Source organism: Microlunatus sp. Gsoil 973, from assembly GCF_009707365.1.
Lineage (GTDB): Bacteria > Actinomycetota > Actinomycetes > Propionibacteriales > Propionibacteriaceae > Microlunatus.
This window is the reverse complement of sequence record NZ_CP046122.1, coordinates 1,658,622-1,673,538: the sequence shown is the minus strand read 5'-3', so window position 1 is coordinate 1,673,538 and position 14,917 is coordinate 1,658,622. Positions and strand designations below refer to the sequence as shown.

The 14,917-nt window shown below is 67.6% G+C and carries 15 protein-coding genes; 13 read left to right on the top strand and 2 right to left on the bottom strand.

Translation table 11 applies throughout. From position 1 onward, the window contains the following. Position 1: 1 nt before the first annotated feature. Genes GJV80_RS07920 through GJV80_RS07905 form a run of 4 tightly spaced genes read left to right on the top strand, consistent with a single transcriptional unit; the run spans position 2 to position 3,964 of the window. A complete protein-coding gene (locus GJV80_RS07920; RefSeq protein WP_154687430.1) occupies positions 2-1,063 on the top strand; it encodes an ABC transporter permease in 1,062 nt (353 codons plus the stop codon). Then, complete coding sequence (locus GJV80_RS07915) at positions 1,060-1,962, top strand: ABC transporter permease (protein ID WP_230208238.1); 903 nt, start codon at positions 1,060-1,062, stop codon at positions 1,960-1,962. The genes GJV80_RS07920 and GJV80_RS07915 overlap by 4 nt, the downstream gene beginning before the upstream one ends. Then, complete coding sequence (locus GJV80_RS07910) at positions 1,959-2,918, top strand: ABC transporter ATP-binding protein (RefSeq protein ID WP_154687429.1); 960 nt, start codon at positions 1,959-1,961, stop codon at positions 2,916-2,918. Before GJV80_RS07915 ends, GJV80_RS07910 begins: the two co-directional genes overlap by 4 nt. Next, positions 2,915-3,964 carry an ABC transporter ATP-binding protein gene (locus GJV80_RS07905; RefSeq protein ID WP_230208237.1) on the top strand — a complete coding sequence of 350 codons (1,050 nt, stop codon included), beginning with the start codon at positions 2,915-2,917 and terminating at the stop codon, positions 3,962-3,964. Before GJV80_RS07910 ends, GJV80_RS07905 begins: the two co-directional genes overlap by 4 nt. 25 nt (positions 3,965-3,989) lie before the next feature. On the opposite strand, the gene GJV80_RS07900 is transcribed toward GJV80_RS07905, so the two are convergent. After that, positions 3,990-4,499, bottom strand: a complete 510-nt coding sequence (locus tag GJV80_RS07900) for a nuclear transport factor 2 family protein (RefSeq protein WP_154687427.1) — start codon at positions 4,497-4,499, stop codon at positions 3,990-3,992. Positions 4,500-4,553: 54 nt separating this feature from the next. Here GJV80_RS07900 and GJV80_RS07895 point away from each other — a divergent pair, with 54 nt between their 5' ends. Continuing rightward, entirely contained in the window at positions 4,554-5,123 is a 570-nt protein-coding gene (locus tag GJV80_RS07895) for a TetR family transcriptional regulator (RefSeq protein WP_154687426.1), read from the top strand. 154 nt (positions 5,124-5,277) lie between these two features. Here the strand turns inward: GJV80_RS07895 and GJV80_RS07890 are convergent, their stop codons facing one another. Further along, complete coding sequence (locus tag GJV80_RS07890) at positions 5,278-6,309, bottom strand: hypothetical protein (protein ID WP_154687425.1); 1,032 nt, start codon at positions 6,307-6,309, stop codon at positions 5,278-5,280. Between the two features lie 701 nt (positions 6,310-7,010). On the opposite strand from GJV80_RS07890, the gene GJV80_RS07885 reads away from it, so the two are divergent. The 8 genes from GJV80_RS07885 (at position 7,011) to GJV80_RS23775 (ending at position 14,884) form a co-directional block, all read left to right on the top strand. Next, complete coding sequence (locus GJV80_RS07885) at positions 7,011-7,409, top strand: DUF948 domain-containing protein (RefSeq protein WP_195909234.1); 399 nt, start codon at positions 7,011-7,013, stop codon at positions 7,407-7,409. A gap of 7 nt (positions 7,410-7,416) precedes the next feature. Next, a complete protein-coding gene (locus GJV80_RS07880) occupies positions 7,417-7,680 on the top strand; it encodes a hypothetical protein (RefSeq protein ID WP_154687424.1) in 264 nt (87 codons plus the stop codon). Positions 7,681-7,808: 128 nt separating this feature from the next. Continuing rightward, entirely contained in the window at positions 7,809-10,481 is a 2,673-nt protein-coding gene (gene alaS / locus GJV80_RS07875; protein ID WP_154687423.1) for an alanine--tRNA ligase, read from the top strand. A gap of 39 nt (positions 10,482-10,520) precedes the next feature. Further along, the gene (ruvX, locus tag GJV80_RS07870) at positions 10,521-11,012 is read left to right on the top strand and encodes a Holliday junction resolvase RuvX (RefSeq protein ID WP_154687422.1); all 492 of its coding nucleotides are present in this window, start codon (positions 10,521-10,523) and stop codon (positions 11,010-11,012) included. Continuing rightward, entirely contained in the window at positions 11,012-12,208 is a 1,197-nt protein-coding gene (mltG, locus tag GJV80_RS07865; RefSeq protein ID WP_154687421.1) for an endolytic transglycosylase MltG, read from the top strand. Before ruvX ends, mltG begins: the two co-directional genes overlap by 1 nt. A 30-nt stretch (positions 12,209-12,238) precedes the next feature. Further along, the gene (locus tag GJV80_RS07860; RefSeq protein WP_230208236.1) at positions 12,239-13,066 is read left to right on the top strand and encodes a shikimate dehydrogenase; all 828 of its coding nucleotides are present in this window, start codon (positions 12,239-12,241) and stop codon (positions 13,064-13,066) included. A gap of 56 nt (positions 13,067-13,122) precedes the next feature. Then, positions 13,123-14,319, top strand: coding sequence for a chorismate synthase (gene aroC / locus GJV80_RS07855; RefSeq protein ID WP_154687419.1), 1,197 nt, complete (start codon positions 13,123-13,125; stop codon positions 14,317-14,319). Beyond that, the gene (locus tag GJV80_RS23775; RefSeq protein ID WP_230208235.1) at positions 14,312-14,884 is read left to right on the top strand and encodes a shikimate kinase; all 573 of its coding nucleotides are present in this window, start codon (positions 14,312-14,314) and stop codon (positions 14,882-14,884) included. Before aroC ends, GJV80_RS23775 begins: the two co-directional genes overlap by 8 nt. Positions 14,885-14,917: the final 33 nt, after the last annotated feature.

Here is a 14,917-nt window from a genome sequence, read left to right as displayed (position 1 = left end):
GATGGCGTCCGTCCTCACCACCGAGCTCGTCGAATCCGAGCAGGATCCACTTGGCAGGGAACGCGTCGAACGGACGGCGTTCTGGTCCTATCTGGCACGGAAGATCATCACTGCGCTGATCAGCCTGTTCGTCGTGCTGGTGATCGGGTTCGTGCTGTTCACGATCATGCCGCAGAACCCGGTCGCCTCGATCGCCCGCGCGACCGGTAAGCCGATGGATGCTGCGCAGCTGGCGGCGCTGCGCAAGTCGCTCGGCCTCGACGAGCCGATCCTGGAGCGGTTCGCGATCTACGTCTGGCACAGCATCACGTTGAATCTCGGCTATTCCTACGGCTACAACCAATCGGTCGCCTCGCTGGTCCTGCCCCGGATCGGTCCGACCCTGCTGCTCACCGGCTCGTCGACGCTGATCTCGATCGTCGTCGGTCTGTGGCTGGGAGCCAGGGCCGGCTGGCGACCGGGGCAGTGGTTGGATCGGATCGCGTCCGGGGTCTCGCTGACCCTGTGGTCGGTGCCCACCTTCTGGCTCGGGTTGATCCTGTTGATCGTGCTCGGCACCGGGGTCGGTCCGATCCCGACGCTGTTCCCGTCCGGCGGCATGACGACGCCGGGATTCACCGGGGGTCCGTTCGCCCAGGTCCTCGACGTCTGCTGGCATCTGGCGTTGCCCTGTCTGACCTTGGTGCTTGTGGTCTTCGCCCAATACGTCACGATCATGCGGTCCTCGCTGATCGACGAGCTGGGCAGCCCGTATCTGCTCACCGCACGGGCGAAGGGACTGCGGGACGACGACGTGCTGCGCAGACACGCATTACCCAACGCGATGCTTCCCACGGTGACGGTGATCTTCCTGCAGATCGGCGGCTTGATCTCCGGCGCGATCACCGTCGAGACCGTGTTCAGTTGGCCCGGTCTCGGCCTGCTCACCTACGACGCACTGAAGATCCCTGATCTTGAACTGCTGCAGGGAACCTTCGTGATCTTCTCCGCGTCGATCATCGCCATGAACCTAGTGGCCGATCTGCTCTACCGGGTGATCGATCCGCGGGTGCGTGCGCAATGACCGCCACCACATCGACCATGATCAGGACCGGCACACCGCCGCGCACCCAGGCGTTGCGCAACTTCACTTCCGCCTATCTCCGCAACCGGTGGGGGATGGTCGGCCTGGTGGTGCTGGTGGCGTTCACCGTGATGGCCCTGACCGCGCCGTGGTGGATCTCCGACGACGACCTCAGCGCCGCGTCGGCGACCGGTCCGCTGCTGGCCCCGCCGCAGGCGGGCTATCCGCTGGGCACCGATCAGCCGGGACGCTCGGTGCTGCTGTTGTTGATCTACGGATCGCGTCCCTCGCTGGCCATCGGAGTGATCGCGACGGTCGCCACGGTGGTGATCGGAGCCGGCATCGGATTGATCGCCGGGCACTACCAGGGAGTGGCGGGCAACCTCCTGATGCGGGTCACCGACTGGTTCATCGCCCTGCCCGGCCTTCCGCTGGCGATCTCGCTGTCGGTCGTCCTCGGTCAGGGTCCGGTGTCGATCACCGTTGCCATCGCAGTCACCTCCTGGACCGGCGCCGCGCGATTGGTCCGCGCCCAGACGCTCGCGGTGGAAGCCAGGCCGTACATCGAACGGGCCCGTGCGCTCGGTGCCGGGAACACCCAGATCATGGTGCGGCATGTGTTGCCCAACGTGATGCCGCTGATCCTGGTTTCCAGCACGCTGACGGTTGCCGGGGCGATCTTGTCGGAGACGACCCTGACCTTCCTCGGTCTGGGTGACCCGACCGACATCAGCTGGGGTTCGATGATCAACCAGGCGTTCACCCAGGGTGCGATCACCGCCGGTGCCTGGTGGTACGTCCTGCCGCCGGGGCTGGCGATCGTGGTCGTCGTACTCGGTTTCACGCTGGTCGGCCGGGCCGTCGAGGCCATCCTGAACCCGAGGCTGGTGAACCGGTGACTCTGCTGGATGTCTCCGATCTTGCGGTCAGCTACCGGAGCGGAGGGGACGTGGTCCGCGCCGTACGTGGGGTGGGTTTCAGTCTCGAGCCGGGTCAGACGCTCGGGATCGCCGGGGAATCGGGATCCGGGAAATCGACGACGGTGTTGAGCCTGCTGCGGTTGCTGCCGCCCAGCGCGACTGTCACCGGGTCGGTCCGGTTCAAGGACGAGGATCTGATCCAGGCCCGGTGGGCGAGGATCCGCGCGGTCCGGTGGGCGGAGGCGTCGGTGATCTTCCAGGGTGCGATGAGTGCCCTGAACCCGGTCCGGACGATCGGCGAACAGATCCGTGAGCCGATCCTGCTGCACGACAAGGTGGGCGAGCGGGAGGCCCGGGCCAGGGCTGCCGAGCTGCTGGACAGCGTCGGGGTGTCGGCGCGGCGCGCGACGAGCTATCCGCATGAGCTGTCCGGCGGGCAACGGCAGCGGGTGATGATCGCCATGGCGCTGGCCTGCCGCCCGGAGTTGATCATCGCCGACGAGCCGACGACCGCTCTGGACGTGATCGTGCAGGCCCAGATCCTCGGCCTGCTGACCGAACTGGTCGCCGACAGCAGGATCGGCATGATCATGATCAGCCATGACCTGTCAGTATTGAGTTCGGTCTGCGACCGGTTGGCGGTGATGTACGCCGGCCGGATCGTGGAGATCGGGCCGTCGAAGGAGTTGATCGACTCCCCGCAGCATCCCTACACCAGGGCATTGGCGGGAGCGTTCCCGACGATCGGCGATCCGAGTTCACGACTGGCGCCGAGCGGTCTGGCCGGTGACCCTCCGGATCTCCGAAATGATCTTGTCGGCTGTCCGTTCCAGCCGCGCTGTCCGGTGTCGATGCCGGAATGTACGACCAGCCGGATCGACCTGTGGCCGGCCGGCGCGGATCGGGAGTCGGCGTGTCTGAAGGTGCTGGCGTGACGTCCGCATCCCGTAACGGGTTCACGCGCGCTTCCGATGTCTCCCCGGCTGTCGGGCCGGTGGAGCAGGCGGCGTCGCCCGGCGACAGTGCTGCGCCCCTGCTGGAAGTCAGCGACGTGGGCGTGACCTTCCCCGGGCGGCGGGGCCGGCGGCCGGCGCGGGCCGTCGATGGCGTGAACCTGACCATCGGCTCCGGCGAGATCGTGGCCTTGATCGGCGAGTCGGGTTGCGGGAAGAGCACCCTGGCCCGGGTGTTGGTCGGTCTGATCAAGCCGACGACGGGGCGGGTGACCTACCGATCGCAGCCCGTGGGCTATCGGTCGGCCGCGTTGAAGGAATACCGCCGGCATGTCCAACTGGTGCTGCAGGATCCGGCGGCCGCACTCAATCCGCGGCAGAACGTCTTCGATTCGGTCGCCGAAGGTTTGCGGCTGCACGGACTCCGGGAGAATCTCACCGGGCGGGTGCACGCAGCGATGGAACAGGCCGGGCTCCGGCCGGTGGAGAACTATCTCGCCCGCTATCCGCACGAGTTGTCCGGCGGTCAGCAACAGCGGGTGGTGATCGCCGGTGCGCTCGCGCTCGACCCTGACGTGATCATCGCCGACGAACCGGTGTCGTCGTTGGACGCGTCGGTGCGCGGCGAGATCCTCAAGCTGATCCTTGACCTGCGGAAACGACTCGGGCTGTCGGCGCTGGTGGTCAGCCATGATCTTGGTCTGGCCTGGAACATCGCGGACCGGGTGGCGGTGATGTACCTCGGACGGATTGTGGAGATCGGCACCGTGGAGGAGGTCCTGCAGGCGCCGTCCCATCCGTACACGAAGGCCCTGATCGCAGCCGTCACCTCGGCCGGCCAGGCGCCACATCCGTTGCTCACCGGTGAGCCGCCGGATCCGACGCGGATCCCGGGAGGTTGTCGGTTCCATCCGCGGTGTCCGCTACGTGCCGAGGCGGGTGAGCGCGGCCGGATCTGTGTCAGCACTCCGCTGCCGGTGTTGGCCGCCGACACCGGCGAGCGCCAGGTCGCCTGCCACCTCGCCTGATCACCCCTCCTGATCACGGGGCCGCTCAGCGGTTTTCACTGGCGGCCAGACCCATCAGGTCCAGGTAGTCCCGGACGTTGACGATCTTGCCCTCGCGGGCGGTCAGGATGACCAGTCCGGCCAGCCGGAACGGGCGGCCGTCCGGTCCGCGACGGCCCATCGAGACCAGTTCGTCGATCACTGTGCCGTCGGTGGCGGTGTCTGTGTGGGTGTCTGTGTGGGTGTCCGTGTGGGTGTCCGTATGGGTGTCCGTATGGGTGTCCGTATGGGCGTCCGTATGGGCGTCCGTATGGGAGTCGATGCGGTGGAGCGCCGTGCTCTGGACGCGGTCGAGGACCACGTCAGTGGCTGACCACAGCGGCCGGTAGAAGTCGCGGATCTGGGCGGGTCCCTCGAGTCGCGTGACTCCGTACGGGTTGAAGAACGGGAACTCGTGGACGCCGTCCGGCGCGTACAGGTCGGCGAAGGCGTCGGCGTCGGCGGCGGTCATCGCTGCGTGATAGCGACCGATCAGTTGCTCGGGCGAAAGATTCATTCAACGAATGTAGAACGAATCGGCCCGTTCGTTCAACAGTCGTAGAGTGAACTCATGGTTCCCGGCATCAGGGCTCAGCAGAAGGAACAGACACGACAGCGGATCGCCGAGGCCGCAGCCAGGTTGTTCGGCGAGCGCGGCTTCGACCGGACCTCGGTGCGCGACATCGCGTCCACGGCAGGGGTCGACCCTGCGTTGGTGCTGCACTACTTCGGCAACAAGCGTGCGCTCTTCGGCGACGTGATGGGGGAGCCGGGGGATGGCGCGGATCTGGCGATCGACGATGCCGCCGACTTCGTACTGAACAGCCTGACCGCCAAACTCGACGAGCGGGCAACCGGAGCGCTCGCCCAGTTGCGTTCCATGCTGACCAACGAGGACGCCCGGGAGCACGCCCGCGCGGAACTGACCAACCTCGCCCGCCTGCTCTCCGAAGCGCTTCCCGGTGAGGACCGGGACGCCCGCGCTCACCTTCTGCTCGCCACCAATCTCGGGGTGGCGATCGCACGGGAGTTGCTGCAGGTCGAGCCGCTGACCGACCGCAGTCCCGCCGACGTCGCCGCCCTGCTCCGCCCTGCCGTGGAAGGCCTGGTCCGCGCTGCCGATCCACCCGATCCGACCTGACTCCCACGCCCCCGCCCACTTCCGTCGCGGCCCCCGCTTCCGCCGCGCCCCGCTTCCGCCGCGCCCCCGGCTTCCCCCGCAAGCTCAAAGTTTGATCCTGCGGCTGGGGCGACCGGCGTGTCGGAGCCGCACGGTCAAACTTCGAGCTTGCGAGTTACGTGAGCGGGACGCCATCCGGCGGCCATCGCGCGGATCGTCGTCGCCACCAGGCGGGCTGTCGCAGAGTCCAAGTGTCATTGGACCGATCGCGCGCCTGGCCGCGCCGATGACCGACGTTCAGTCGGTCGACGAGTTGCCGGCGGGCCCGGCGTATGTCGGTCTTGTCGCAGCGCACAACCACGAGGTTGGCTGACTCGAGACTCTCCTCCCGGATGTTGTCCAGCCGATGCTGCTCGGGATCGCGGTGTTGTCCGCCGTCGAACTCGGCGACAAGACCCGATTCAGGATCGAAGAGGTCGACGATCCCCAACAGGTGCTCGCGCGGGTCGAAGATCGGGACGTTGATCAGCGGTGGAGGCAGTGCGGCGTCGATCAGCCAGCACATCCGCAACCGGCTCTCCCAGGTGCTTTTCACCGCCGGCATGGCCAGCGCGACGGCCGCCGTGGCCTGCTCGATCCCGATCCATTGCGCATGCTCGGCGACGTAGGACTTGAGCTCGTCCAGATCGAGCCTGCAGAACCGGGCGATGGCATCGACGAAGACCACACCGTCCTCGAGCGAACCGGCCCATCGCGCGCCGTCGAAGGCCGTACGGATGGGAGCGGTGATCCGCATTCCGTGGCGGATGACGGTTTCGTCGTGGGGCAGCGCCGTGAATCGATAGGTGATTCCCTTGCGCTGCCGTCGGCGGCGGTCCCCGGCAACGATGTCGATCGGCAGACCCTCGAGCGTGTTCGGGTCGAAGCCGTCCAACCAGTCGACGCCGAAGATGTACGCCGCGGCCCACGTTGCGAGCGCCGCCTGTCCCGACAAGGCAGGCGTGACGTCGAGAATCCGCTGCGCGGCGGTGAAGCGTTGTTCGTCGGGCAGCCACCCTGCTCTCGCAGGGACGTAATAGCCACGCCGTACGCGACGCCACTCGCGGCCGCGGTAGATGCCGCGGGTTATCCCCTGGTCGATCAATGTCGCGGCGGACTCCGGACGTACGGCGAAGGGCAGCTCTCGTTCCCAGGCGGTCGTGGGCACCCGGCAAGTCTGGGCCGGACCGTGCGCCAGGACGTACGGATATCCACAGCCCAGCGGGTGCCACCGACGATCTCGGCGAGTTCGCCGTCCCTTCGCCCCAATCCGCAGACTCAAACTTTGACCATGGGGGAGTCGGCGTCGGGTACGCAAGCTCAAACTCCGACCTTGGGACGACCGGGACTCGGGTTCGCAAGGTCAAACGTTGATCCACGGGCTCTGGCCATCGGCGTGTCGGAGCCGCACGGTCAAACTTTGATCTTGCGAGCGGCGCGGGGGGCGGCGGGTCCGGGTGGGAAGGTCAAACGTTGATCCACGGGCTCTGACCATCGGCGTGTCGGAGCCGCACGGTCAAACTTTGATCTTGCGAGCGGCGCGGGGGCGGCGGGTCCGGGTGGGAAGGTCAAACGTTGATCCACGGGCTCTGACCTTCGGCGTGTCGGAGCCGCACGGTCGAACTTTGACCTTGCGAGCGGCGCGGGGAGCGGCGGGTCCGGGTCGGAAGGTCAAACGTTGACCCATGGGGGAGGAGGCACCGGGGTTGCAGGACGGCGTTGCGGGCGACGAGCTGGGCGAGCGGGACGAGCGGTCGTGATTCGTACGCTTCGGCCGGGATACCCATGCGGCGGATATGAGTGCAGGAGTGCTGCGGCCAGCACGGTAGGGTTCGTGGGCAGACAAACGTACGAGCAGGAGAGGAACCGATGACCATTGGGGAGATTGCCGGCCTGATCGCGGCGATCGCTTTCGCGATTCTGGTGATCCTCTTCGCGATTCCGCTGCTCAAACTCGGCCGGGTCCTGGAAGAGGTCCGGCTCGCGGTGCGCGATATCGGCCACGAGAGCGTTCCGATCCTGACCGAGATGCAGGGTACGGTCCGGGCGACCAACGAGGAGCTTTCGCGGCTGTCGGTCGTAACCGCGGACCTGGCGAAGGTGAGCCAGCACGCCACCGTGGTCAGCGAGAACGCGGCCAACATGGCGACACTGTTCTCGGCGACCCTCGGCGGCCCGATGGTCAAGACCGCCGCGTTCACCTACGGCATCCGCAAGGCCATCCGCGGCGAGGGCAGGTCCGGCAAGACCGCGCGCCGGAAGAAGTGATCCCGCGATGATCAAGCGCCTGATCTGGTTCGCCCTGGGAGTGGCCGCGGGAATCTTCGTGATCAAGAAGACCCGTGACTACCTGGCGAAGTCGCGCCCGGAGGCGATCGCCGGACGTGTACGCCAGGGCGTCGGCCAACGCGCCGGGAGCATCGGTACGGCCGCGTCAGATTTCGTCGATCGGGCACGAGCTGCCATGGCCGAACGCGAAGAGGAGATCCTCGACGCGCTCGGCCGAAACCAGCCCACCGACGACAATGGAGAGCGCTGAGCCGCTCCCGGCCGACAGCCGGAAGCCCCGCTCCCACAGCAGCTGCCTGACGAGGGGTCGTCAAGGCGACGACACGCCGCAGATATTGAGGATTTTGTGACCCCTCGGCGGCAAGGAGGACTACGAGCATGAGAACCGCGGAGATCCGACGCCGCTTCCTGGACTTTTTCGTCGAACGCGATCATCACGAGGTGCCGAGTGCACCGCTGATCTACAACGACCCGACGTTGCTGTTCGTGAACGCCGGGATGGTGCCGTTCAAGCCGTACTTCACCGGCGCCGAACCCAACCCGTGGCCGCGCGCCACCAGCGTGCAGAAGTGCGTCCGGACCGCCGACATCGAAGAGGTCGGCAAGACCACCCGGCACGGCACCTTCTTCCAGATGAACGGCAACTTCTCCTTCGGCGACTACTTCAAGGACGGCGCGATCCGTTACGCCTGGGAGTTGATCACCAAGTCACAGGAGGCGGGCGGCCTCGGCTTCGACCCGGACAAGATCTGGGTCACCGTGCTGGACGGCGATGACGAGACCCGCGGCCTGTGGAAGGCGATCGCCGGTCTGCCGGAGGAGAGGATCCAGAGCCGCGGGCTCCTGGACAACTACTGGCACATGGGTATCCCCGGCCCGGGCGGACCGAACAGCGAGATCTACGTCGACCGCGGACCCGAGTACGGTCCCGACGGCGGTCCCGTCGTCGACGAGGACCGGTTCCTGGAGATCTGGAACCTGGTCTTCATGCAGGAGGAGCTGTCCGCGGTCCGCGCCAAGGACGACTTCGACGTGCTGCGCCAGCTGCCGCGCAAGAACATCGACACCGGCATGGGCCTGGAGCGGGTCGCGTACCTGCTGCAGGGTGTCGACAACCTGTACGAGATCGACGAGGTCTACCCGGTCCTCGACAAGGCCTCGGAGCTGTCCGGCCGCCGCTACGGCGCGGACCATGAGGACGACGTACGGCTGCGGGTGATCGCCGATCACGTCCGCTCCGGCCTGATGCTGATCAACGACGGTGTCACCCCCGGCAACGAGGGCCGCGGCTATGTGCTGCGCAGGCTGCTGCGCCGGGTGATCCGGTCGATGCGCCTGCTCGGCGTCAACGAATCCACCTTCGGCGAGCTGTTCCCGGTCAGCCGGGATGTGATGAAGGCGTCCTACCCGGAAGTGGAGAACGACTGGCCGCGGATCAGCGAGGTCGCCTACGGCGAGGAGGAGGCATTCTCCCGGACGCTCACCGCGGGCACCCAGATCTTCGATCTCGCGGTCTCCGATGCCAAGCGCAACCAGCAGACCACGCTCAGCGGCGAACGGGCCTTCCAGCTGCACGACACGTACGGCTTCCCGATCGACCTGACCCTGGAAATGGCGGGCGAACAGGGCCTGAACGTCGACGAGCAGGGCTTCCGCCGGCTGATGGATGAGCAGCGCCAGCGGGCGAAGGCGGACGCCAAGGCCAAGAAGGGCAACGCCCAGGCGGTGCAGGCGTACGCCCAGCTCCGCGACCGCGGCGAAACGCCGTTCGTCGGATTCCGGACGCTGAGCAACGAGTCCCAGGTCCGCGGCATCATCTCCGACGGAGAGTTGACCGAGGCGGTCGGACCCGGCGACACCGTGGAGGTGGTGCTGGAGGAGACGCCGTTCTACCCGGAATCGGGTGGCCAGTCCGGCGACCACGGCCGGATCACCACCGCCGACGGAACGGTGCTGGACATCGTCGACGTGCAGCGGCCGGTCAAGGGGCTGGTCGTGCATCACGCCAAGGTCGTCGACGGCGAACTGCGAACCGGCCAGGTGGTCAGCACCGAGGTCGACCCACAGTGGCGGCTCGGCGCCTGCCAGGCGCACTCGGCCACCCACGTGATCCACCAGGCGCTGCACGAGATCCTCGGCCCGACCGCACTGCAACGCGGTTCGTTCAACAGACCCGGTTACCTGCGGCTCGACTTCGCCTGGGGCAACCAGGTGTCGGAGTCGGAACGGGAGAAGATCGAGGGCATCGCCAATACCGCGATCCGTGACGACCTCGGGGTGGTCGCCCGTGAGATGCCGATCGGCGAGGCGCGGGCGTCCGGCGCGATCGGCCTGTTCGGCGAGGTGTACGGCGACATCGTCCGCGTGGTCGACATGGGCGAGGGCTGGTCCCGCGAGCTGTGCGCCGGCACTCACGTCCAGCAGTCGGCGCAGGTCGGGTTGATCGCGGTGAACGCCGAGTCCTCGGTCGGCTCCGGCATCCGCCGCGTCGAGGCGTTCGTCGGCATGGAGGCGTTCCAGCAGCTGGCCCAGGAGCGGGCACTGGTCCAAGGGCTGACCGAGGCGCTGAACGTGCAACCCGACCAGCTGGTCGACCGGATCAACCGGATGGTCTCCCAGCTGAAGGATGCGGAGCGGCAGATCGCGGAGCTGAAGAGCCAGAACCTCTCCACCGCGATCGAGCCGATCCTGGCCAAGGCGCACGACATGTGGGGCGTGGCCTACGTCGCCGACCACGTGCCGGGCGTGACCGGCGGTGACCTGCGGACGCTGGCCACCCAGGTTCGCGACCGGGTCCAGGAGAAGGCGGCGGTGGTCGCCCTGGTCGGCGGCACGCCGGACAAGCCCAGCGTGGTCATCGCGACCACCGGCGGCGCGCGGTTCCGGCGACTCAAGGCGGGAGACCTCGTGCGGGTCGCCACCCAGACCCTCGGCGGACGGGGCGGCGGCCGCGACGACATCGCCCAGGGCGGCGGCAGCGACAGCAGCAGGATCGCCGATGCGCTGCGTGACGTCGAGTACGCCATCGGCCACACGCTCCAGACCGGCTAGGCACAGCAGAGCGGCCGGGGTTCGAGGGATCAGGTGCAGATGAGTTCCCGTCGGGGTCGCCGACTGGGCATCGACTGGGGATACGCCCGGATCGGTGTCGCAGTCAGCGACCCCGACGGCATGCTGGCCGTACCACTGGACTTCGTACCAGCCGGCGACGGCGAACTTGGCCGGATCGCCGACCTGGTCGACGAATACCGGCCGCTCGAGGTGGTCGTCGGCCTACCACGGTCGCTGAACGGTACCGAGGGGCCGGCGGCGGTGAAGATCCGCGGCAAGGTGGACGGCCTGCTGGAGGCGCTCGCCGACCGGTTCGGCCGCGACACGCCGGCAGTCCGGTTGGTCGACGAGCGACTGAGTACGGTGATGGCGGCCGGCCGCCTCAGGGCAGGCGGAAAATCGGCCAAGAAACAGCGAGGACTGATCGACTCCGAAGCTGCGCGGGAGATCCTTGACCGCGCGCTCCAGACCGAGCGTTCCACGGGTACGGCGCCGGGCCAGCTACTATTTCCCACCGATCGGACGAAGTGATGCCTGACACCGGTCGAACTGACCAGGAGCTCATCGAGGAGACCGAGCTCATCGAGGGGACAAGGAAACCCGACGACGTGACAGATCTGCTCGACGGGCCGCCGGAACGGCGCAGCAAGACCGCGGTCAAGCGCGGCAAGAGCTGCCTGGCCGTCCTGGTCGCGTTGGGCATCATCCTGGCCGGTGGGCTGTTCGCTTGGCAGAAGTTCTCGGTCTTCGCCGAGGAGACGCTGTCCACCCCGGATTACACCGACGCCCGCGGCACCAAGGACGTCCGCTTCACTGTGCCGTCCGGTGCGTCGCTGACCTCTATCGGCATCGACCTGCAGAAGGCCGATGTGATCAAGTCGACGAAGGCGTTCAAGAAGGCGATCGAGAAGTACAACGGCAACCCGGTGGTGCAGGCCGGTACCTACAAGATGCGCACCCAGGTGCCGGCAGCGTCCGCGCTGAACCGGTTGACCCACCCGGCGAAGTACCGCATCCGCAAGACGGTGCAGGTGTTGGAGGGCCTCCGGCTCAGTGATCAGGTCGCCTCACTCTCCAAGCAGACCAAGATCAGCCGCAAGGATTTCCAGGCAGCATTGAAGAAGCCGCAGAACCTCGGGCTGCCGGACTGGGCGCACAACAGACCCGAGGGGTTCCTGTTCCCAGACACCTACGAACTGACCGGTGACACGTCGGCGACCTCGGTGCTGAAGCAGATGACCGAGCGATTCGGCACGGTGTCCGACGGTCTTGATCTCCAGGGCCGGGCGCAGGCGATGCACCGGTCGCCCTACGACATCGTGATCGTTGCCAGCATCATCGAGAAGGAGGTCCGCCGCCCCGCGGACCGGCCGAAGGCCGCCCGGGTGATCTACAACCGGTTGGCGCACAAGATGCCGCTGCAGATGGACTCCACCGTGCACTATGCCCTGAACAAGTCCGACCGGGTGACCACGACCCCGGCCGACCGGGCCAACGCGTCGCCGTACAACACCTACAAGCACGTCGGGCTGCCGCCCGGACCGATCTCGGCACCGGGCAAGGCCTCACTGCAGGCGGCGGCGAACCCGGCATCCGGCAGTTGGATGTACTTCGTCACGGTCAATCCGGACACCGGCGAGACGAAGTTCGCCACCACGCTGGCCCAACACGACGCGTACGTCGCAGAGTTCCAGGCCTGGTGCGGCAAGCACCCCGGTCGCTGCTGATCTTCCCCGATGGGCGATGATCATCCGGCCATGACCGTACGCTGCGCAGTTCTCGGTTCACCGATCGAGCATTCCCTGTCCCCGGCCCTGCACCGGGCCGCCTACGCCCGACTCGGGCTGAGCGACTGGGAGTACGAACGGCACCGGATCGAGGCTGATCAACTCGCCGATTTCGTCGCTGGGCTTGACGATTCCTGGCGCGGGCTCAGTCTGACGATGCCGCTGAAGGTCGCCGCCCTGGAGGTCGGCGAACCGGACGAGGTCAGTCTGCTCGCCGCCGCAGGCAACACGATGATCTTCGAGCCCGGGTCGCGTCCGAAGGTCTACAACACCGATGTCGGTGGTCTGGTCGCGGCATTCGCGGCGGCCGGCGTCGACAAGATCAACTCCGCGACTGTGCTGGGTTCGGGTGCCACGGCACGATCATCACTGATCTCGGTGACCCGGATGGGAGCCGAGGTGGTACGGCTGATGGCGCGCCGTCCTGATCATGCCCGGCGGACCCTGGGTGGCCTGGCCGACCGGCTGGGCGTCGGCCTGCAGGTCAGCGCCTGGGGCGCGGAGGTGCCCGCCGCGGACGTGTTGATCTCCACTGTGACCAAGGGTGCGGCGGATCCGATCGCCGACCAGGCGGCCGCGGCTGCCCCGGTGATCTTCGATGTGATCTACGATCCCTGGCCGACCGCACTTGCCGACGCCGCGGCACAGGCCGGCCGGACGGTGCTCAACGGGCTGGACCTGTTGGTCAACCAGGCCGTCGGCCAGATCGAACTGATGACCGGTCGGACGGTGCCGGCCGCGTTGCTGCTGGACGCCGGCCGGAAGGTGTTGGCCGGCGTGAAAGACTGCCCGACATGAGAGGTCGTGAGGGTCATGAAGGGGCCTGAAAGGTATCGGATGAGAGGGTTCCGGGCATGCTGCGCTGGCTGACCGCAGGAGAGTCACACGGCCAGGGACTGGTGGCGATCCTGGAGGGAATCCCGTCCGGTGTCGAGGTGACGTCGGCCGACATCTCGGCGGCCCTCGCCCGGCGGCGGCTCGGCTTCGGCCGGGGCGCCCGGATGAAGTTCGAGGCCGACCGGGTGACGATGATCGGCGGACTCCGGCACGGCGTCACTCTGGGGTCCCCGGTCGCGATCGAGATCGCCAACACCGAATGGCCCAAATGGGAAACGGTGATGTCGCCGGACCCGGTCGATCCGGAGATCCTGGCCGGGCTGGCCAGGAACGCGCCGCTGACCCGGCCACGCCCGGGACATGCCGACCTGGTCGGGATGCAGAAGTACCGCGTTGACGAGGCGCGACCGATCCTCGAGCGGGCCAGCGCCCGGGAGACGGCGTCCCGGGTCGCCCTGGGGCGGGTCGCGATGGCCTACCTGCAGCAGGCGTACGGGATCACGGTGCTGAGCCACGTCGTCGAGATCGGCCCGATCCGGGCGGCGTACGGTCTGATGCCGACCATCGACGACCTGCCGGCCATCGACGGCCACGAACTGCGCTGCTTCGACGCGGCCGCCGGCGAAAAGATGCTGGAGGAGGTCAAGGCCGCGCAGAAGGAGGGCGACACCATCGGCGGCGTGGTCGAGGTGCTCGCCTGGGGGCTGCCACCCGGCCTCGGTTCCCACATCCAGGGCGACAAGCGGTTGGACGCCCGGCTGGCCGGTGCGTTGATGGGCATTCAGGCGATCAAGGGTGTCGAGGTCGGCGACGGCTTCGAACTCGCCCGGGTCCGGGGCAGCCGCGCCCACGACGAGATCGTCCTGGAGAACGGCGGCATTGCCCGGGCCTCCCACCGCGCCGGGGGCACCGAGGGCGGCATGAGCACCGGTGAAGTGCTCCGCGTCCGCGCAGCGATGAAGCCGATCTCCACCGTTCCGCGGGCTTTGCGCACCGTTGACACGGGATCCCTTGAGCCGGCTGTCGCGCACAATCAGCGCTCCGACGTCTGCGCGGTCCCGGCCGCTGGTGTGGTGGCCGAAGCGATGGTGGCCCTGGTGCTCGCCGACGCGGCCACGGAGAAGTTCGGCGGTGACTCGGTGACGGAGGCGGCCCGGAACCACCGTAGCTACCTGGCCGACGTTGCGGAGCGGGGACTGCAGCTCCATGAGTGACCGGCTCCCCGACGACCGGTCGGCGGCAACCGGCTCGGCCGCCCGGAGTGGCCCGATCATCCTGGTCGGGCCGCCCAGCTCCGGCAAGTCGACCGTCGGCCGGTCGCTGGCCGAACGGCTCGGCCGCACCTTCGTCGACGTCGACGAGGTGATTGAGGAACGCACCGGCAAGACGATCGGTGAAATCTTTGCCAGCGATGGCGAGCCGGTCTTCCGGGAGCTGGAGACCGCGACGACCCTGGAGATCCTCGCCGAAGAGTCCGGCGTCGTCTCGCTGGGCGGCGGAGCGGTGACCTCGGACGCGATTCGGGATGCGCTGGAGTCGTACCAGGTGGTGTGGCTGCAGGTCGGGATCGCCGCCGCAGCCGAAAGAATCGGCCTGAATACTGCTCGTCCGCTGTTGCTGGGTAACGTACGAGGTCAGTTGATCAAACTGATGCGTGAACGCCAGCCCTTGTACGCAGCGGTGGCGACGATCAGCCTGGCGACCGACAACCGCGGGCCCGCCGAGCTCGTGGACTCGATCATCGAGCAGTTGCCGGGCCTGCGCACGGCGCGGTCTTGACGCAGTCTTGACAAGGGCAACCAACGTCGGGGG

Coding starts and splice junctions, on each gene's coding strand:
- GJV80_RS07920 (WP_154687430.1), top strand. CDS start 2: ATGGCGTCCGTCCTCACCACCGAGCTCGTCGAATCCGAGCAGGATCCA.
- aroC (WP_154687419.1), top strand. CDS start 13,123: ATGCTGCGCTGGCTGACCGCAGGAGAGTCACACGGCCAGGGACTGGTG.
- alaS (WP_154687423.1), top strand. CDS start 7,809: ATGAGAACCGCGGAGATCCGACGCCGCTTCCTGGACTTTTTCGTCGAA.
- ruvX (WP_154687422.1), top strand. CDS start 10,521: ATGAGTTCCCGTCGGGGTCGCCGACTGGGCATCGACTGGGGATACGCC.
- GJV80_RS07895 (WP_154687426.1), top strand. CDS start 4,554: ATGGTTCCCGGCATCAGGGCTCAGCAGAAGGAACAGACACGACAGCGG.
- GJV80_RS07885 (WP_195909234.1), top strand. CDS start 7,011: ATGACCATTGGGGAGATTGCCGGCCTGATCGCGGCGATCGCTTTCGCG.
- GJV80_RS07880 (WP_154687424.1), top strand. CDS start 7,417: ATGATCAAGCGCCTGATCTGGTTCGCCCTGGGAGTGGCCGCGGGAATC.
- GJV80_RS07915 (WP_230208238.1), top strand. CDS start 1,060: ATGACCGCCACCACATCGACCATGATCAGGACCGGCACACCGCCGCGC.
- GJV80_RS07860 (WP_230208236.1), top strand. CDS start 12,239: ATGACCGTACGCTGCGCAGTTCTCGGTTCACCGATCGAGCATTCCCTG.
- GJV80_RS07900 (WP_154687427.1), bottom strand. CDS start 4,499: ATGAATCTTTCGCCCGAGCAACTGATCGGTCGCTATCACGCAGCGATG.
- mltG (WP_154687421.1), top strand. CDS start 11,012: ATGCCTGACACCGGTCGAACTGACCAGGAGCTCATCGAGGAGACCGAG.
- GJV80_RS23775 (WP_230208235.1), top strand. CDS start 14,312: ATGAGTGACCGGCTCCCCGACGACCGGTCGGCGGCAACCGGCTCGGCC.